The sequence below is a fragment of the Methylibium rhizosphaerae genome (assembly GCF_006386545.1).
Lineage (GTDB): Bacteria > Pseudomonadota > Gammaproteobacteria > Burkholderiales > Burkholderiaceae_C > Pseudorivibacter > Pseudorivibacter rhizosphaerae.
Map to the genome: position 1 here is coordinate 154,631 of NZ_SWAR01000007.1, position 14,621 is coordinate 169,251.

15 protein-coding genes are annotated in these 14,621 nt (G+C 67.9%); 8 read left to right on the forward strand and 7 right to left on the reverse strand.

Features of this window, described 5'->3' with window-relative positions:
- Window positions 1–11: 11 nt before the first annotated feature.
- Entirely contained in the window at window positions 12–962 is a 951-nt protein-coding gene (locus E8D38_RS08175) for an asparaginase (RefSeq protein WP_140627710.1), read from the reverse strand.
- Window positions 963–1,047: 85 nt separating this feature from the next.
- Here E8D38_RS08175 and lexA point away from each other — a divergent pair, with 85 nt between their 5' ends.
- The 4 genes from lexA to mnmH all read left to right on the forward strand — a co-directional run bounded on the left by lexA (window position 1,048) and on the right by mnmH (window position 3,652).
- Window positions 1,048–1,737, forward strand: a complete 690-nt coding sequence (gene lexA / locus E8D38_RS08180; protein WP_140627712.1) for a transcriptional repressor LexA — start codon at window positions 1,048–1,050, stop codon at window positions 1,735–1,737.
- 11 nt (window positions 1,738–1,748) lie between these two features.
- On the forward strand, window positions 1,749–2,093 hold the full coding sequence (locus E8D38_RS08185) for a helix-hairpin-helix domain-containing protein (protein WP_246099401.1): 345 nt from the start codon (window positions 1,749–1,751) through the stop codon (window positions 2,091–2,093).
- 145 nt (window positions 2,094–2,238) lie between these two features.
- Window positions 2,239–2,535: a hypothetical protein gene (locus E8D38_RS08190; RefSeq protein ID WP_140627716.1), complete on the forward strand. Its 297-nt coding sequence runs from the start codon at window positions 2,239–2,241 to the stop codon at window positions 2,533–2,535.
- 55 nt (window positions 2,536–2,590) lie between these two features.
- Window positions 2,591–3,652, forward strand: a complete 1,062-nt coding sequence (gene mnmH, locus E8D38_RS08195) for a tRNA 2-selenouridine(34) synthase MnmH (protein ID WP_140627718.1) — start codon at window positions 2,591–2,593, stop codon at window positions 3,650–3,652.
- Between the two features lie 74 nt (window positions 3,653–3,726).
- On the opposite strand, the gene phbB is transcribed toward mnmH, so the two are convergent.
- The 3 genes from phbB to E8D38_RS08210 all read right to left on the reverse strand — a co-directional run bounded on the left by phbB (window position 3,727) and on the right by E8D38_RS08210 (window position 7,507).
- Window positions 3,727–4,464, reverse strand: coding sequence for an acetoacetyl-CoA reductase (gene phbB / locus E8D38_RS08200; protein ID WP_140627720.1), 738 nt, complete (start codon window positions 4,462–4,464; stop codon window positions 3,727–3,729).
- Window positions 4,465–4,575: 111 nt separating this feature from the next.
- Window positions 4,576–5,757 carry an acetyl-CoA C-acetyltransferase gene (locus E8D38_RS08205; RefSeq protein WP_140627722.1) on the reverse strand — a complete coding sequence of 394 codons (1,182 nt, stop codon included), beginning with the start codon at window positions 5,755–5,757 and terminating at the stop codon, window positions 4,576–4,578.
- 79 nt (window positions 5,758–5,836) lie between these two features.
- Complete coding sequence (locus E8D38_RS08210) at window positions 5,837–7,507, reverse strand: PHA/PHB synthase family protein (protein ID WP_140627723.1); 1,671 nt, start codon at window positions 7,505–7,507, stop codon at window positions 5,837–5,839.
- A 213-nt stretch (window positions 7,508–7,720) separates the two neighbouring features.
- Between E8D38_RS08210 and E8D38_RS08215 the strand changes: the two genes are divergently transcribed.
- A complete protein-coding gene (locus E8D38_RS08215) occupies window positions 7,721–7,993 on the forward strand; it encodes a hypothetical protein (RefSeq protein WP_140627725.1) in 273 nt (90 codons plus the stop codon).
- Here E8D38_RS08215 and pgeF read toward each other — a convergent pair.
- From pgeF to E8D38_RS08230, 3 genes are read right to left on the reverse strand one after another with little or no spacing between them, the layout of a single operon-like run.
- On the reverse strand, window positions 7,922–8,686 hold the full coding sequence (gene pgeF / locus E8D38_RS08220; protein ID WP_246099402.1) for a peptidoglycan editing factor PgeF: 765 nt from the start codon (window positions 8,684–8,686) through the stop codon (window positions 7,922–7,924). The genes E8D38_RS08215 and pgeF overlap by 72 nt on opposite strands.
- 2 nt (window positions 8,687–8,688) lie before the next feature.
- A complete protein-coding gene (maiA, locus tag E8D38_RS08225) occupies window positions 8,689–9,330 on the reverse strand; it encodes a maleylacetoacetate isomerase (protein ID WP_140627726.1) in 642 nt (213 codons plus the stop codon).
- 10 nt (window positions 9,331–9,340) lie between these two features.
- Window positions 9,341–10,042: a fumarylacetoacetate hydrolase family protein gene (locus tag E8D38_RS08230; protein WP_140627728.1), complete on the reverse strand. Its 702-nt coding sequence runs from the start codon at window positions 10,040–10,042 to the stop codon at window positions 9,341–9,343.
- Between the two features lie 138 nt (window positions 10,043–10,180).
- Here E8D38_RS08230 and E8D38_RS08235 point away from each other — a divergent pair, with 138 nt between their 5' ends.
- Genes E8D38_RS08235 through E8D38_RS08245 form a run of 3 tightly spaced genes read left to right on the forward strand, consistent with a single transcriptional unit; the run spans window position 10,181 to window position 14,411 of the window.
- A complete protein-coding gene (locus E8D38_RS08235) occupies window positions 10,181–10,726 on the forward strand; it encodes an NUDIX hydrolase (protein ID WP_140627730.1) in 546 nt (181 codons plus the stop codon).
- Window positions 10,727–10,744: 18 nt separating this feature from the next.
- Window positions 10,745–12,964 (forward strand): type I secretion system permease/ATPase, encoded by a 2,220-nt coding sequence (locus tag E8D38_RS08240; RefSeq protein WP_140627731.1) that lies wholly within the window; start codon window positions 10,745–10,747, stop codon window positions 12,962–12,964.
- Window positions 12,965–12,977: 13 nt separating this feature from the next.
- Complete coding sequence (locus E8D38_RS08245; protein ID WP_140627732.1) at window positions 12,978–14,411, forward strand: HlyD family type I secretion periplasmic adaptor subunit; 1,434 nt, start codon at window positions 12,978–12,980, stop codon at window positions 14,409–14,411.
- Window positions 14,412–14,621 lie beyond the last annotated feature (210 nt).

Genomic DNA, 14,621 nt, shown 5'->3' on the forward strand with positions numbered 1-14,621 from the left:
CCTTTTTCATTTCAGCGCGGCGCGCCTTCGAGCAGCTGCAGCAGCAGCTCCACACGCGCCTGCACCGGTGTGAGCGTGCCGGCCGACGGCAGCGCATCGCCCGGCTTGGCCAGAACGGCGCCGGCACCGACGCGGGTGCTGCGCAACACCTTCACGCCTTGCGCCTGGGCGCGCAGCAGGGCCGCTTCGACCTCGTGATGCACGGTGCCATTGCCGGTGGCCGCCACCACCAGCCCGTCGACGCCATCGCGCACGAGCGCGTCGACCAGGCGGCCGTCGGCGCCTGCATGGCTGAAGACGATCTCCACCCGGGGCCACTCGCGGCGCTCCAGCGGCGCAAGGCCCACCGACCTGGCAACCGGCCACGGGCGCAACTGCCGCAATACGCCCTCCTCCAACCAGCCCAGCGGCCCGGCGTCGCCGGCACTGAAGGCATCGGTCCGGTACGAATGCGTCTTGCGCATCTCGCCGGCGACCCACACGGCGCCGGACAGCACGGCCAGCACGCCGCGGGCCTCGGGATGGCAGGCCACGGACACGGCGTCGAGCACGTTCTGCGGACCGTCGGCCAGCAGGGCCGTTGCCGGCCGCATGGCGGCGGCCAGCACCACCGGCCTGGCCGGAGCCAGCACCCGGTGCAGCAGGTAGCCGGTTTCCTCCAGGGTGTCGGTGCCGTGGGTGATGACCACCCCGCCCACGTCCGGGCGATCGAGGTGGAAGGCCACCCGTTGCGCCAGCAGGCGCCAGGTGGCGAAGTCCATGTCCTTGCTGTCGAGCTGCGCGACCTGCTCCACCTCGAGCGGCACGCCGGCCAGGGCAGGCACCCGGGCCACCAGCTGGGCCACACCCAGCTGCGCCGCGGTGTAGCCGATGTTGTCGCCCGCCTCGGCCGTGCCGGCAATGGTGCCGCCCGTCCCGAGGATCACGGTCTTGGCGGCTGAATTCTTCGAGATGCTTTGCATTTCAGGGAAAGCTGGATAAAAATACAGATACTGGATGGATGACCAGCCGGGTCATTTCATGCGGAAAACCAAGAAGGACCGCCCCGTGGACGACGCCCCCAAACTCACCGCCCGCCAGCAGCAGATCCTCGAGCTCATTCAGAGCAGCATCGAGCGCACCGGTGCACCGCCCACGCGTGCCGAGATCGCCGCCGAGCTCGGCTTCCGCTCCGCCAACGCAGCCGAAGAACACCTGCAGGCCCTGGCCCGCAAAGGCGTCATCGAGCTGGTGGGTGGAACCTCCCGCGGCATCCGGCTGAAGGATGCCACACTGCGCTCGATCAATGCCTTGCGTCTGTCGGGCGCAGGGCTGCAGTTTTCTCTACCGCTGCCCAGCCTCGCTCAGCTGTCGCTGCCGCTGGTGGGCCGTGTGGCAGCAGGCCAACCGATCCTCGCCCAGGAGCACATCGACCAGACCTATGTGGTCGAGGCCAGCATGTTCCCGCGCCAGCCGGACTTCCTGCTCAAGGTGCGCGGCATGAGCATGCGCGATGCCGGCATCCTCGATGGCGACCTGCTCGCGGTGCAGCGTGCCAAGGAGGCCAAGAACGGCCAGATCGTCGTGGCGCGCCTGAACGACGAGGTCACCGTCAAGCGCTTCCGCCGCACCAAGGCCGGCATCGAACTGATCCCCGAGAACCCGGAGTTCAGCACCTTGCTGGTCACGCCCGAAAGCGGCGAATTCGAGCTCGAGGGCCTGGCCGTCGGCCTGATCCGCAACACCATGCTCATGTGATGAGGTTCATCGTGAGATCGCTCCGCCCCGCAAGCTTCAAGGCGCCGAAGGTGCGCAGTGCCCAGGAATGCGTTGCCCTCGAGCAGTTGCCGAACATCGGCCCGTCGCTGGCAGCCGACCTTCGGCTCATCGGCATCGCCAGGCCACAAGACCTGATTGGCAAGGACGCCTTCGTGCTCTACCAGAACCTGTGCGCCAAGACCGGCGTGCGCCAGGATCCTTGCGTGCTCGACACCTTCATGGCGGCCACCGACTTCATGCGCGGCTCGCCGGCCGCCCCCTGGTGGCAGTACACGGCGCAACGCAAGGCGCTGTACGGCCCGATCCCGGCAGCCAGCGAAAGCGTCCATCCATGATCTTCATCACCTGCTGAATCCCCGGCCCCCGCGGGTGGCGGGCATACGTGCAGCGCACTCGTCGTGCTGCATGCGATCCCGCGGTCGGCCTTGCCTTGCCAATCCTGCCGAACTTCATTGCTGTTCTTGAATTTCGGAGATGCTCATGATTCGCTTCGTTCGCCTTGCCGCCCGCCTTGTCGGTCTCTCTTCCGAAGGCACACATCCTCGGCAGTTGAGCCTGCCTTTTGGCGGCCCGAGTCTCTGCCTGGCCTCGGCGTCGGCGCCGCCGCGTCGCACCGCAGCAGCCGTCTGCAAGGCGGGTATTGCACGGCCAAGCCGCAGCTTCTGGATCAGCCAGGATCCGCACGACAGCCGCCGCGCGGCCATCGGCGGCACGTTCGCCGAGGTATGCGCCGCGCTCGAATGCCTGGCCGCCCAGGAAAGTCGCACACGCGGCTGACCCGTCGAGCCGCGGCCGCGGCGGGCTGCGCCTCCGGCGCAGCGACAATCGCCGCATGTCCGTTCGTGCGATTTCCGCGGCCGATGCCGTTGCCCACCTCGACCAGTTCGACACCCTCATCGATGCCCGCTCGCCTGCCGAGTACGCCGAGGATCGGCTGCCCGGAGCCCTGAACTGGCCGGTGCTGGACGACGACGAGCGCCGTGCGGTCGGCACCGAATACAAGCAGGTCTCGGCCCTGGAAGCCCGCAAGCGCGGCGCGGCACTGGTGGCGCGCAACATCGCCGAGCACATCGAAACCCGGGTGCTCGACAAGCCGAAGAACTGGCGCCCGCTGGTCTACTGCTGGCGCGGCGGCCAGCGCTCCGGCACGCTCGCCTGGTTTCTCGGCCAGATCGGCTTTCGCACCCAGGTGGTCGAAGGCGGCTACAAGGCGTTTCGCCATGTCGTGATGGCGCAGCTGCAGGACTTGCCCGGCCAGCTCGACCTGCGCGTGGTGTGCGGCAAGACGGGCAGCGGCAAGACCCGGCTGCTGCAGGCTCTGCGGGGTGCTGGCGCACAGGTGCTCGATCTCGAAGCCCTGGCATGCCATCGCGGGTCGGTGCTGGGTTCGCTGCCGGGGCATCCGCAACCGTCACAGAAGGCGTTCGACACCGCCGTCTGGAACGAGCTGCGCCGTTTCGATGCGGCCCGGCCGGTGTTCGTCGAAAGCGAGAGCAAGAAGATCGGCAGGCTGCAGGTGCCCGAAACGCTGATCGAGCGCATGCGCAGCACCAGCCGCTGCGTGCACGTCGAAATGCCCGACGAGGCCCGCCTGCAGTTGCTGCTACAGGACTACGACTTCTTCGTGCAGGACGTCGAGCCCTTCTGCGAGAAGCTCAATGCACTGGTCGAGCTCCGGGGTCGCCAGCAGATTGCCCGCTGGCAGGCCGACGCCCGGGCCGGGCGGGTCGCCGACGTGTTCCTCGAGCTGATGCACAAGCACTACGACCCCGGCTATACCAGGTCGATGCAGCGCAGCTTCGCCGGCTTCGATACGGCACAACAGCTGCACCTGAAAGACGGCTCCGAGTCGTCTCTGGCCGCCGCCGCCCGGGACTTGCTCGGGACACGCTGAGGCCACAAAGGCAAGAGGCCGGCCCCTCTTGCAAGGCAGCCGGCCTCTCGAACGCCCAGGGGGCGGGCGCGCGCTCAACCCATGTGCAGGCCGCCGTTGACGGAGAAGTCCGCGCCGGTGGCAAACGCCGACTCGTCGGAGGCCACCCATGCCACGATGGACGCGATCTCCTCAGGCGTACCCAGGCGCTTCACCGGGATGGTGGCGACGATCTTGTCGAGCACCTCCGGGCGGATCGAGCGGACCATCTCGGTGCCGATGTAGCCCGGGCTCACCGTGTTGACGGTGACGCCCTTGTTGGCGACTTCCTGAGCCAGCGCCATGGTGAAGCCATGCATGCCGGCCTTGGCCGCCGAATAGTTGGTCTGGCCAAACTGGCCCTTTTCGCCGTTGACCGAGCTGATGTTGACGATGCGGCCCCAGCCCCGGTCGAGCATGTCGTCGATCACCTGCTTGGTGACGCAGAACAGGCTGTTGAGGTTGGTGTCGATCACCGCGTCCCAGTCGGCCTTGCTCATCTTGCGGAACACGCCGTCCTTGGTGATGCCGGCGTTGTTGACCAGCACGTCGATCGGGCCATGTTCGGACTTCGCCTTCGAGAAGGCCGCCACGGTGGATTCCCAGTCGGACACGTTGCCCACCGAGGCGTAGAACGTGTAGCCCAGCGCCTTCTGCTCGTCGAGCCACTTGTTGTAGTCACGGCTGGGGCCACAGCCCGCGATGACCTTGAATCCGTCCTTGTGCAGCCGCTGGCAGATCGCCGTGCCGATGCCGCCCATGCCACCCGTCACATACGCCACTTTCTGAGCCATTTTTCTCTCCGGTTGAATGTTGTCTTCTTGTCCGCCAGGGTCGACCGATGTGCAGTCGGGGTCAACGGGGTTGGCCCTGTGCGGACTCTCCCTAGGTGTGGAACGCGGTCTTCAGCGTTCCACGGTCAATGCAACGCCCATGCCACCGCCGATGCACAGCGAGGCGATGCCCTTCCTGGCGTTGCGGCGCTGCATTTCATGCAGCAGCGTCACGAGGATGCGGCAGCCGGAAGCGCCGATCGGGTGGCCGATCGCGATGGCGCCGCCGTTGACGTTGACCTTGCTGGTGTCCCAGCCCATTTCGTTGTGCACGGCACAGGCCTGGGCGGCGAAGGCCTCGTTGATCTCCAGCAGGTCGAGGTCGGCGGCCTTCCAGCCTGCGCGCTCGAGCGCGCGCTTGGAGGCCGGCACCGGCCCCATGCCCATGATCGACGGGTCGAGCGCCGCACTCGAGTAGGAAGCGATGCGCGCGAGCGGCGTGAGGCCCAGCTGGTCGGCCTTCCTGGCCGACATGACCACCACCGCAGCCGCGCCGTCGTTGATGCCCGACGCATTGCCCGCGGTCACCGTGCCCGCCTTGTCGAAGGCCGGGCGCAGCCCCGCCAGCGCTTCGGCATTGGTCTTGCGGTTGACGAACTCGTCGGTGTCGAACACCACCGGGTCGCCCTTCTTCTGCGGAATCGTCACGCCGACGATCTCGTCCTTGAACCGTCCGGCATCCTGCGCGGCGGCGGCCTTCTGCTGCGAGGCCAGCGCCAGCGCATCCTGCTGCTCGCGGGTGATGCCGTACTTCTTGGCCACGTTCTCGGCCGTGATGCCCATGTGGTACTGGTTGTAGACGTCCCACAGGCCGTCGCTGATCATGGTGTCGACCATCTTCCAGTCGCCCATGCGCTGGCCGTCACGCGAACCATTCAGCACGTGAGGGGCGAGGCTCATGCTCTCCTGTCCGCCGGCGATCACGATCTCCGAGTCGCCGTCTCGGATGGCCTGGGTCGCCAGCATCACCGCTTTCAGACCCGAACCGCAGACCTTGTTGATGGTGAAGGCCGGCACGCCCTGTGGGAGGCCGGCCTTGATGACCGCCTGGCGCGCCGGGTTCTGGCCCACGCCGGCCGTCAGCACCTGGCCCAGGATCACTTCACTGATTTGCTCGCCGCTCAGCTTGGCGCGCTTGAGCAGCTCCTGGATGACCACGGCCCCGAGCTCGGCCGCCGGCGTCTTGGCCAGCGTGCCTCCGAACTTACCCACGGCAGTGCGGGCGGCGGCAACGATCACGATATCGGTGGTCATGGTGAGCTCCTTGGATGTACGGCGGACGAAGAGAGGGAAAGAGAGGCGGGACGAGAAAGAGGAAAGAGGACCGGTGGCTTCAGGCCTTGCGCTTCACATAGCGCCCGGGCGCCGGCTCGATGGGGCGATAGGTGCGCTCGCCAGGCGACTTGGGTGCTGCAACCAGCTTGCCCGCAAGCGGCTCGAGCCAGGCATACCACTCCGGCCACCAGCTGCCGGGCTGCTCCTTCGCGGCATTGAACCAGTCGCCGGCCTTGGCCGGCAGGCGGCTTGCGGTCCAGAAGCTGCGCTTCTTCTTGGCGGGCGGGTTGATCACGCCGGCGATGTGCCCGGACGCACCCAGCACGAAGTGCTTCTTGCCCGGCAGCACACGGGTCGAGGCATAGGCGCTGTCCCACGGCACGATATGGTCTTCGCGTGACGCATAAATGAACGCCGGCACGTCGACCTGGCGCAAGTCCACCTGCTCACCGCACACGGTGAGCGCGCCTGGTTCGCGCAGCTTGTTCTCGAGGTAGGTGTTGCGCAGGTACCAGCAGAACATCGGCCCCGGCAGGTTGGTGCTGTCGGAGTTCCAGTACAGCAAATCGAACGGCGGCGGCGTTTCGCCCTTCAGGTAGTTGCCGATCACGTAGTTCCACACGAGATCGTTGGGCCGCAGGAACGAGAAGGTCGTCGCCAGTTCACCGCCCTTGAGCAGGCCGCTCTGGCCGATGCTCATTTCGCGCATCTGCACGGCGGCCTCGTCGATGAACAGGTCGATCACGCCGGTGTTCGAGAAGTCGAGGAAGGAGGTCAGCAGCGTCAGGCTGGCCGCGGGCTTTTCGCCACGGGCCGCGAGCACCGCCAGAGCCGTTGCAAGGATGGTGCCGCCGATGCAGAAGCCGAGCGTGTTGATCTGCTCCTGCTTCGCGATGGCCTTGACCGCGGTGATCGCGCGGATCGCGCCATCCTCGATGTAGTCGTCCCAGGTCTTGTCACCCAGCGACTCGTCGGCATTCACCCAGCTCATCAGGAAGACGCGGTGGCCCTGCTCGACGGCGTGACGCACGAAGGAGTTCTCGGGCTGCAGGTCGAGGATGTAGAACTTGTTGATGCAAGGCGGCACGATCAGCAGCGGCTTCTCATGCACCTTGTCGGTCAGCGGCGTGTATTCGATCAGCTGGAACAGCTCGTTCTCGAACACGACCGTGCCCTCGGTGGTGGCCACGTTGCGCCCCACCTCGAACAGGCTTTCATCGGTTTGCGACAGGTGCCCCTGCTGAACGTCGCCCAACAGGTGCAGCAGCCCCTTGCTGATGCTTTCGCCTCCGGTCTCCAGCGCACGCTGCTGTGCCTCCGGGTTGAGCGCAAGGTAGTTGGCCGGCGACGCCGCATCGATCCATTGCTGCACCGCAAAGCGCACGCGCTGGCGTGTCTTTTCGTCGCCTTCGATGCTTTCGGCCATCTGCAGCAGGGTGCGGGCGTTCAGCAGGTACATCGACGCCATGTACGACGCCATCGGATTGCGGTTCCACGCATCGCTGGAGAAGCGGCGGTCGGCGGGCTTGGGCGCGGGCTCCCCGTCGCCGAGCGACTGGTTCCACAGCGCGGTGGCTTCCTGCATGTAGTCGGACTGGAGGCGAGACAGTGTGTCCCACGGCACGTTGAGCCCTGCGACGGCCTGCAATGCCTCGCCGACCGAATGCCCGAAGGCTTGCGCGCTTGCACCAATGGCCTCCGTAGGGGCCTGTGACTGCCTGCTCGACATATGTCTCCTGTCTCGGTTCTTCGTTTTCGTTTCGCGGCCAGCCGGACGTGCCAAGATCGCATCATCCCTCTGCCGCGATCCCTACGGTAGCCGGATCGCGTTGCCACATTATGGCGTTCAATTTCTCAATGTGGCATTGAAAACGGCAAAACGTCACACCCAGCCCATTTGGGCTCACGTTACTGTCGCCGGCCTGTCGAGCCTGGGACTTCCATGTACCTGATTGCCATTGCCTGGATCTACGTCGTGCTGATGATGGCCATCGCCGAGGCCACCAGCCCGGTCGGAACGGTGCTGGGCGCCTTCTTCACCTTCCTGCTGTATGGCGTCGGCCCGCTCGCACTCGTGCTCTACCTGTTGAGCACCCCGGCACGGCGCCGGGCGCGACGGCAGCGCGAGGCGCAGGCCGCGGGTTCAGCGCTCGATCCAGATGCAGCCGGCCATGCGGCCGGTGACGCGGTCGCGCCGGAAAGAAAAGAACCGTGACGCATCTTCGACGGTGCACCACCGGCCGCCCTTGATGCGGATCACGCCCAGCGCGGCCAGGCGATCGCGCGCCAGGCCGGCCAGGTCGGCCAGCCACTTGCCCGGAGCATCGGGCCTGGGGAAGAACCGGTGGCGGGCTGCAGTGCCAAAGGCGTCGACCACGTCGGCGCCCACCTCGAACCGTCGCGGGCCGATGCAGGGGCCGAGCCAGGCCGAGAGCTCGCCGGCAGAACAGGCCGCTGCCTCGCACAGGGCAGCCACGGTGTGGTCCACCACGCCGCCGGCCAGGCCGCGCCAACCGGCGTGGGCGGCGGCAACGCCGCGCGCGGCGGGTGCCGCCAGGAGCACCGGCAGACAGTCGGCTACCTGCACCAGGCAGGCCACGCCCGGTTCGGTGGTCAGGCTCGCATCTGCCTCCTGCGGTGGGTGATCGGCATCGCCGGCGTTCAGCGTGACCACCCGCGCCCCGTGCACCTGCTTCAGGTACACCGGCCGGGCGCCGCCCACGGCCTGGGCCAGCCGCGCCCGGTTGGCTGCCACGGCCAGCGGGTCGTCATCGACCGCGATGCCCAGGTTCAGGCTGTCGTAGGGTGCCGCGCTCACGCCGCCGGCCCGCGAGGTCATGACCGCGCGCACGCCGGGCACATCCAGTTCGGGCACGAGCCAGTCGGGATGGGGTCCGGCGGCGCTCATGTTCAGGACTCCGCGTCGGGGCAGTTCGACGGCTGAGCCTGCTGGAAGGCCGGGTGCGCCATGCAGGCCTCGAACACGCGCATCACCGTCGGCACGTGGTCTAGCCGGCAATTGAAGCGCTGCGCATTGAAGATCTGCGGCACCAGCACGCAGTCGGCGAACGTGGGCGTGTCGCCGTGGCAGAAGCGGCCGGTGCCGGCCTCATGGGCCAGCCGGCGCTCCACCGTGTCGAGCCCGCTTTCCACCCAGTGCCGGTACCAGCCGTTCTTGGCGTCCTCGCTCAGGCCGAGGTCGCGAACCAGGTAGCGCAGTACCCGGAGGTTGTTCAGCGGGTGGATCTCGCAGGCGATGTCGAGTGCCAGCGAGCGGATGCGGGCACGATCGCCTGCGGTGCCGGGCAGCAGCGCAGGCTCGGGATGCAGCTCATCGAGATATTCGATGATGGCCAGCGACTGGCTCACCTGCGTGTCGCCGTCCTTCAGCAAAGGCACGAGCCTTGCCGCGGACAGCTCGGCATACGACGCCTGCAGCTGCTCGTTTTTCGCCAGGTGCACCGGCAGGTAGTCGTAGGCCAGGCCCTTGAGCGCCAGCGCGATGCGCACGCGAAACGAGGCGGACGAACGGAAATAGTTGTAGAGCTGCATGGCCACCTGCTTACCGGCGAACGAGTTCCACGCGCAGGCCGGCGAGGCCCTCGACGCGCGCCTCGAGCACGTCGCCCGCCGCAGCCGCCGCCACGCCCTCCGGCGTGCCGGTGAAGATCAGGTCGCCGGGCGCCAGCTCCCAGGCGGCCGACAGGTGGGCAATGATCTCGCCCACGTTCCAGATCATCTTGTCGATGCGGCTGGACTGGCGCGCGCCGCCGTTCACCTGCAGCTCGATCGCCGCGGTGGCGATGCCGGGGACCTGGGCCGCGGGGGTGATGGCGCCGATCGGCGCCGACTCGTCGAAGCCCTTGGCGATGCACCAGGGCCGCCCCTGCTTCTTGGCCTCTGCCTGCAGGTCGCGGCGGGTCATGTCCAGCCCGACAGCGTAGCCCCATACGTGCTCCAGCGCGCGACCGGCCTCGATGTCCCGCCCGCCCTTGCCGATGGCCACCACGAGTTCCACCTCGTGATGCAGGCTGCTGGTGAGGCTCGGGTAGGCCATGTTGCCGGTGGCACCCGGTTCCACCGGCAGCACCGCGTCGGCAGGCTTCATGAAGAAGAACGGCGGCTCGCGACCGCTGTGTCCCATCTCGATGGCATGTTCGGCGTAGTTGCGGCCGACGCAATAGATGCGGCGCACCGGGAAGCGGCTGGTGCCGCCGGCCACCGGCACGCTGGGAACGGTGGGAACCGGGATCACGTAGGACATCGGGTTACCTTGTGTTGTGGTGTTGCACGGGCATCCGGGAAGACGAGCGCCGGCGATGATGCCACGCGAGGTCGCGGCATAGGCCCTGCGGGTCATCGCCGAGCCAGGCGGCGAGTGCCGGCGATACACTGCCCGCCTATGTTCAAAGCGCGCAGCATCCAGCACTGCCGAGCCTGCGGTCACGCAGTCGAATACCGCATCCCGGCCGACGACAACCGTGAACGAGCCACCTGCCTGAACTGCGGCGAGATCCACTACGAGAACCCGATCAACGTGGTGGGCACCGTGCCCGTGTGGGGCGAGCAGGTGCTGCTGTGCCGGCGCAACATCGAGCCGCGCTACGGTCTCTGGACGCTGCCGGCCGGTTTCCTCGAGATCGGCGAAACCACCGCCGAAGGCGCCCTGCGCGAGACCGACGAAGAGGCCGGCGCACGCATCAGGCTCGAAGGGCTGTTCACCGTCCTCAACGTCGTGAAGGTCGCGCAGGTGCATCTGTTCTACCGCGCGACGCTGGTCGACACCGATTTCGCGCCGGGGCCCGAGACCATCGAGGCGCGCCTGTTCTCGGAGGCCGAGATTCCCTGGGACGAGCTGGCCTTCCGCACGGTGCGCGAAACGCTGCGTCGCTACTTCGACGACCGCCGGCGCGGTCAGTTCGATGTGCATTGCGCCGATATCTCGTAGGCACCGCAGCGCAGCACCATGAACGGCCCGAGCAACCCGCCCCCCGCCGCCCCGCCGCCCTCTCCTTCCGCTCAGCGCATCGGCGCGACGCAGCGCCTGCGCGAGGACCTGATCCACCCCGACCCCCTGCTCGACTGCCTGCTCGAGGTCTGCCGCCTGCACGGCCAAGGCGCGTCGCGGGCCTCGCTGGCCGCCGGGCTGCCGCTGGTCGACGGCCGCCTGACGCTGGCGCTGGCCGAGCGGGCCGCCGCGCGCGCGGGCATGAGCGCCAAGCTGCAGCGCCAGAAGCTCGAAGGGCTCGACGCCGCCGCGCTGCCGGCCATCCTGGTGCTCAAGAACGAGCGCGCCTGCGTGCTGCTCGGCTGGGAAACCCTGCCCGAGGGCGGCCTGCATGCCCGGGTGCTGCTGCCCGAGACCGGCCAGGGCTCGGTCACCATGCCGGCGGTGGACCTGGCCGAGCGCTATGCCGGCGTCACGCTCTTCGTGCGGCCTCATTTCCGCTTCGACCGCCGCACGCCCGACGTGCGCGCCACTCGCAGCGGCCACTGGTTCTGGAGCGCGGTGCTCCAGCAGCGGTTCGTCTACCGCGACGTGCTCTGGGCGGCACTGCTCATCAACATCTTCGCGATCGTGTTCCCGATGTTCTCGATGAACGTCTACGACCGCGTGGTGCCCAACAGCGCCACCGAAACGCTCTGGGCGCTGTCGGTGGGCGTGCTGCTCGTGATCAGCGGCGACCTGTTCATGCGCCTGCTGCGCAGCCACTTCGTCGACGAGGCCAGCGCCCGCATCGACGTGCAGATCTCGGCCACGCTGATGGAACGCGTGCTCGGCATGCGGCTGGAGCACCGGCCGGCGTCGGTGGGGTCGTTCGCCTCCAACCTGCGAGGCTTCGAGCAGGTGCGCGACTTCATCGCCTCGAGCACCGTCACCGCGCTGATCGACCTGCCCTTCGCCATCATCTTCCTCGTCGCGATGGCCTGGATCTCGCCCTGGCTGGCGGTGCCGGTGGTGGTGGCCTTCGCGCTCATCCTGGTGCTGGGCTACGTGCTGCAGCACCGGCTGCACGAGCTGTCGCAGACCACCTACAAGGCCTCGGCGCTGCGCAACGCCACCCTGATCGAAAGCCTGTCGGGCATCGAAACCATCAAGTCGCAGGGCGCCGAAAGCGTGGTGCAGTCAAAGTGGGAACGGGCCAATGCCTTCCTGGCGCGGGTCAACACCCGCATGCGCTCGGTGTCCCAGAAGGCCATCTACGGCACGGCGTGGCTGCAGCAGCTCGTGACCGTGGTGCTGGTGATCGTGGGCGTCTACCTGATCAGCCAGCGGCAGCTCACCATGGGCGCACTCATCGCCGCCACGATGCTGGGCTCGCGGGCGCTGTCGCCGGCCGGGCAGATCGTGGGCCTCCTGATGCAGTACCAGGGAGCGCGCACGGCACTCGAGTCGCTCAACCGCATCATGGAGCAGCCGGTGGAGCGGCCGGCCGGCGAAAGCTTCATCCACCGGCGCGAGCTCAAGGGCGAAGTCGAGTTCCGCAACGTCAAGTTCAACTACCCCGGCCGCCAGGACGCCGCGCTCGAAGGCGTGAGCTTCAAGCTCACGCCCGGCGACCGCGTCGCGCTCATCGGCAAGGTGGGGTCGGGCAAGACGACCATCCAGAAGCTGATGCTGGGCCTTTACCAGCCCACCGAAGGCGCGGTGCTGCTCGACGGCATCGACCTGCGCCAGCTCGACCCGGCCGACGTGCGCAGCAACATGGGCTACGTGTCGCAGGACGTGAACCTGTTCTACGGCTCGCTGCGCGAGAACATCACCTTCGGCATGCCCTACGCCGACGACACCGCGGTGGTCGCCGCCGCCGAGGTGGCCGGGCTCACCGAGTTCGTGAACCGTCACCCGCGCGGCTTCGACATGGAGGTGGGCGAACGCGGCGAGCTGCTGTCGGGCGGCCAGCGCCAGGCCATCGGCATTGCCCGCGCGGTGCTGCACAACGCGCCGCTGCTGCTGCTCGACGAGCCCACCAGCGCGATGGACTTTTCCACCGAGGCGCACGTCACCCAGCAGATCAGCAACTTCGCGCGCCACAAGACGGTGGTGCTGGTGACGCACCGCACCTCGCTGCTGAGCCTGGTCAACCGGGTGATCGTGGTCGACGCCGGCAAGATCGTGGCCGACGGTCCGCGCGAGCGCATCCTCGAGGCGCTGTCGGCAGGCCGCATCGCCCGGGCCGCGTGAGGAGCGGCAGGCCATGAACAAGACCCTGCTCGCACTCGGCCAGCGCTTCATCAACGTGCTCGAATGGATCCGCCTGCGGCTCGAGCCCCTCACGCGCCGCCTGTTCGGCCCGCCCCTTGCGGCCGACGCCGAGGCGGCCCAGGCCGGCTTTCGCAGCTTCGAGCTCGACGCCGAGGAGGTGATGTCGCGCGGCCGCACCCACCGAGCCCAGACCATCGTGCGGGTGGCCCTGCTGCTGGTCGCGGTGCTGCTGGTGTGGGCAGCGCTTGCCGAGGTGGACGAAGTCACCCGCGGCGAGGGCCGGGTGATCCCGTCGCGCCAGCTGCAGGTGGTGCAGGCACTCGACGGCGGCGTGGTGTCGGAGATCCTCGTGAAGGAAGGCCAGGTGGTCGAGAAGGACCAGATGCTGCTGCGCATCGACGAAACCCGGGCCACCTCGGGCGTGCGCGAGAGCCAGGCACAGGCCTTTGCGCTGCGCGCCAGGCTGGCGCGGCTGAAGGCCCTGGCCGAAGACACGCCGCTGCAGGCGCCGGCGCCCCGCCCGGGCGACGCGGAGGAGCAGCGCATCCTCGACGAGGAACGCCGCCTGTACGAATCACGCGTGAGCGAGCTGAATGCACTGGTGTCCATCAGCCAGCAGCAGCTCATGCAGCGCCAGCAGGAACTGAGCGAAGTGCGTTCGCGCCGCGCGGCCAACGAACGCGGGCTGGAGCTGGCCCAGCAGGAGCTGACCAAGACCCGGCCGCTGCTGGCCACCGGCGCGGTGTCGGAGGTGGAGGTGCTGCGCCTGGAGCGCGAGGTGACCAAGACCCGCGGTGAAGTCGAGCAGGGCGGCGCCCAGATCGCCCGCGTGCAGGCCGCCATCGGCGAGGCGCAGCGCAAGATCCAGGAGACCGAACTCGCCTTCCGCAACGAGGCCCGCAAGGAGCTGTCCGACGTGCTGGGCAAGCTCAACGCCCTCAATGAAGGCGCCGTGGCGCTGGCCGACAAGGTGGACAAGGCCCAGGTCAAGTCACCGGTTCGCGGCCGGGTGCAGCGCCTGCTGGCCAACACCGTGGGCGGCGTGGTGCAGCCGGGCAAGGACATCGTCGAGATCGTGCCGCTGGACGATGCGCTCGTGCTGGAAGCGCGGGTCCTGCCGAAGGACATCGCGTTCATCCACCCGGGGCAGATGGCGACGGTGAAGTTCACCGCCTACGACTTCGCGGTCTATGGCGGGCTGGAGGCCAAGGTCGAGAACATCTCGCCCGACACGGTGGTCGACGAAAAAGGCAATGCCTTCTACGTGGTCCGGGTGCGCACCACCCAGCCGAACTTCAGCGAGAGCCAGCCCATCATCCCGGGCATGACGGCCGAGGTGGACATCCTCACCGGCCAGAAGACCGTGCTGTCCTACCTGTTCAAGCCGGTGCTGCGGGCCAAGGCCTACGCGTTCAGCGAGCGCTGAAAGCACGCGACCGTCCTTCGTTTCGCTCCGCGCTGCCGGTCGCGGCGGCGACCAGTGACGAAGTCCAGCATCCCATCCTGTGGGCGCGGGAAGCGCTGCTGCACGAGCCTGCTCCCACGCCTTGGGACCCGTCCGCGACTTGAGCGACTAACGTGCCCGGGAACCGCGATTCTGGTGACAGGCATCACGAAATCTGAGCCACTTCCAGGA

Bases quoted from the DNA above. Each gene is read 5' to 3' on its own strand.
- E8D38_RS08205 (WP_140627722.1), bottom strand. From the start codon at position 5,757: ATGACCACCGATATCGTGATCGTTGCCGCCGCCCGCACTGCCGTGGGT.
- E8D38_RS08235 (WP_140627730.1), top strand. From the start codon at position 10,181: ATGTTCAAAGCGCGCAGCATCCAGCACTGCCGAGCCTGCGGTCACGCA.
- E8D38_RS08245 (WP_140627732.1), top strand. From the start codon at position 12,978: ATGAACAAGACCCTGCTCGCACTCGGCCAGCGCTTCATCAACGTGCTC.
- E8D38_RS08190 (WP_140627716.1), top strand. From the start codon at position 2,239: ATGATTCGCTTCGTTCGCCTTGCCGCCCGCCTTGTCGGTCTCTCTTCC.
- maiA (WP_140627726.1), bottom strand. From the start codon at position 9,330: ATGCAGCTCTACAACTATTTCCGTTCGTCCGCCTCGTTTCGCGTGCGC.
- mnmH (WP_140627718.1), top strand. From the start codon at position 2,591: ATGTCCGTTCGTGCGATTTCCGCGGCCGATGCCGTTGCCCACCTCGAC.
- E8D38_RS08240 (WP_140627731.1), top strand. From the start codon at position 10,745: ATGAACGGCCCGAGCAACCCGCCCCCCGCCGCCCCGCCGCCCTCTCCT.
- E8D38_RS08175 (WP_140627710.1), bottom strand. From the start codon at position 962: ATGCAAAGCATCTCGAAGAATTCAGCCGCCAAGACCGTGATCCTCGGG.
- phbB (WP_140627720.1), bottom strand. From the start codon at position 4,464: ATGGCTCAGAAAGTGGCGTATGTGACGGGTGGCATGGGCGGCATCGGC.
- E8D38_RS08230 (WP_140627728.1), bottom strand. From the start codon at position 10,042: ATGTCCTACGTGATCCCGGTTCCCACCGTTCCCAGCGTGCCGGTGGCC.
- E8D38_RS08210 (WP_140627723.1), bottom strand. From the start codon at position 7,507: ATGTCGAGCAGGCAGTCACAGGCCCCTACGGAGGCCATTGGTGCAAGC.
- E8D38_RS08215 (WP_140627725.1), top strand. From the start codon at position 7,721: ATGTACCTGATTGCCATTGCCTGGATCTACGTCGTGCTGATGATGGCC.
- pgeF (WP_246099402.1), bottom strand. From the start codon at position 8,686: ATGAGCGCCGCCGGACCCCATCCCGACTGGCTCGTGCCCGAACTGGAT.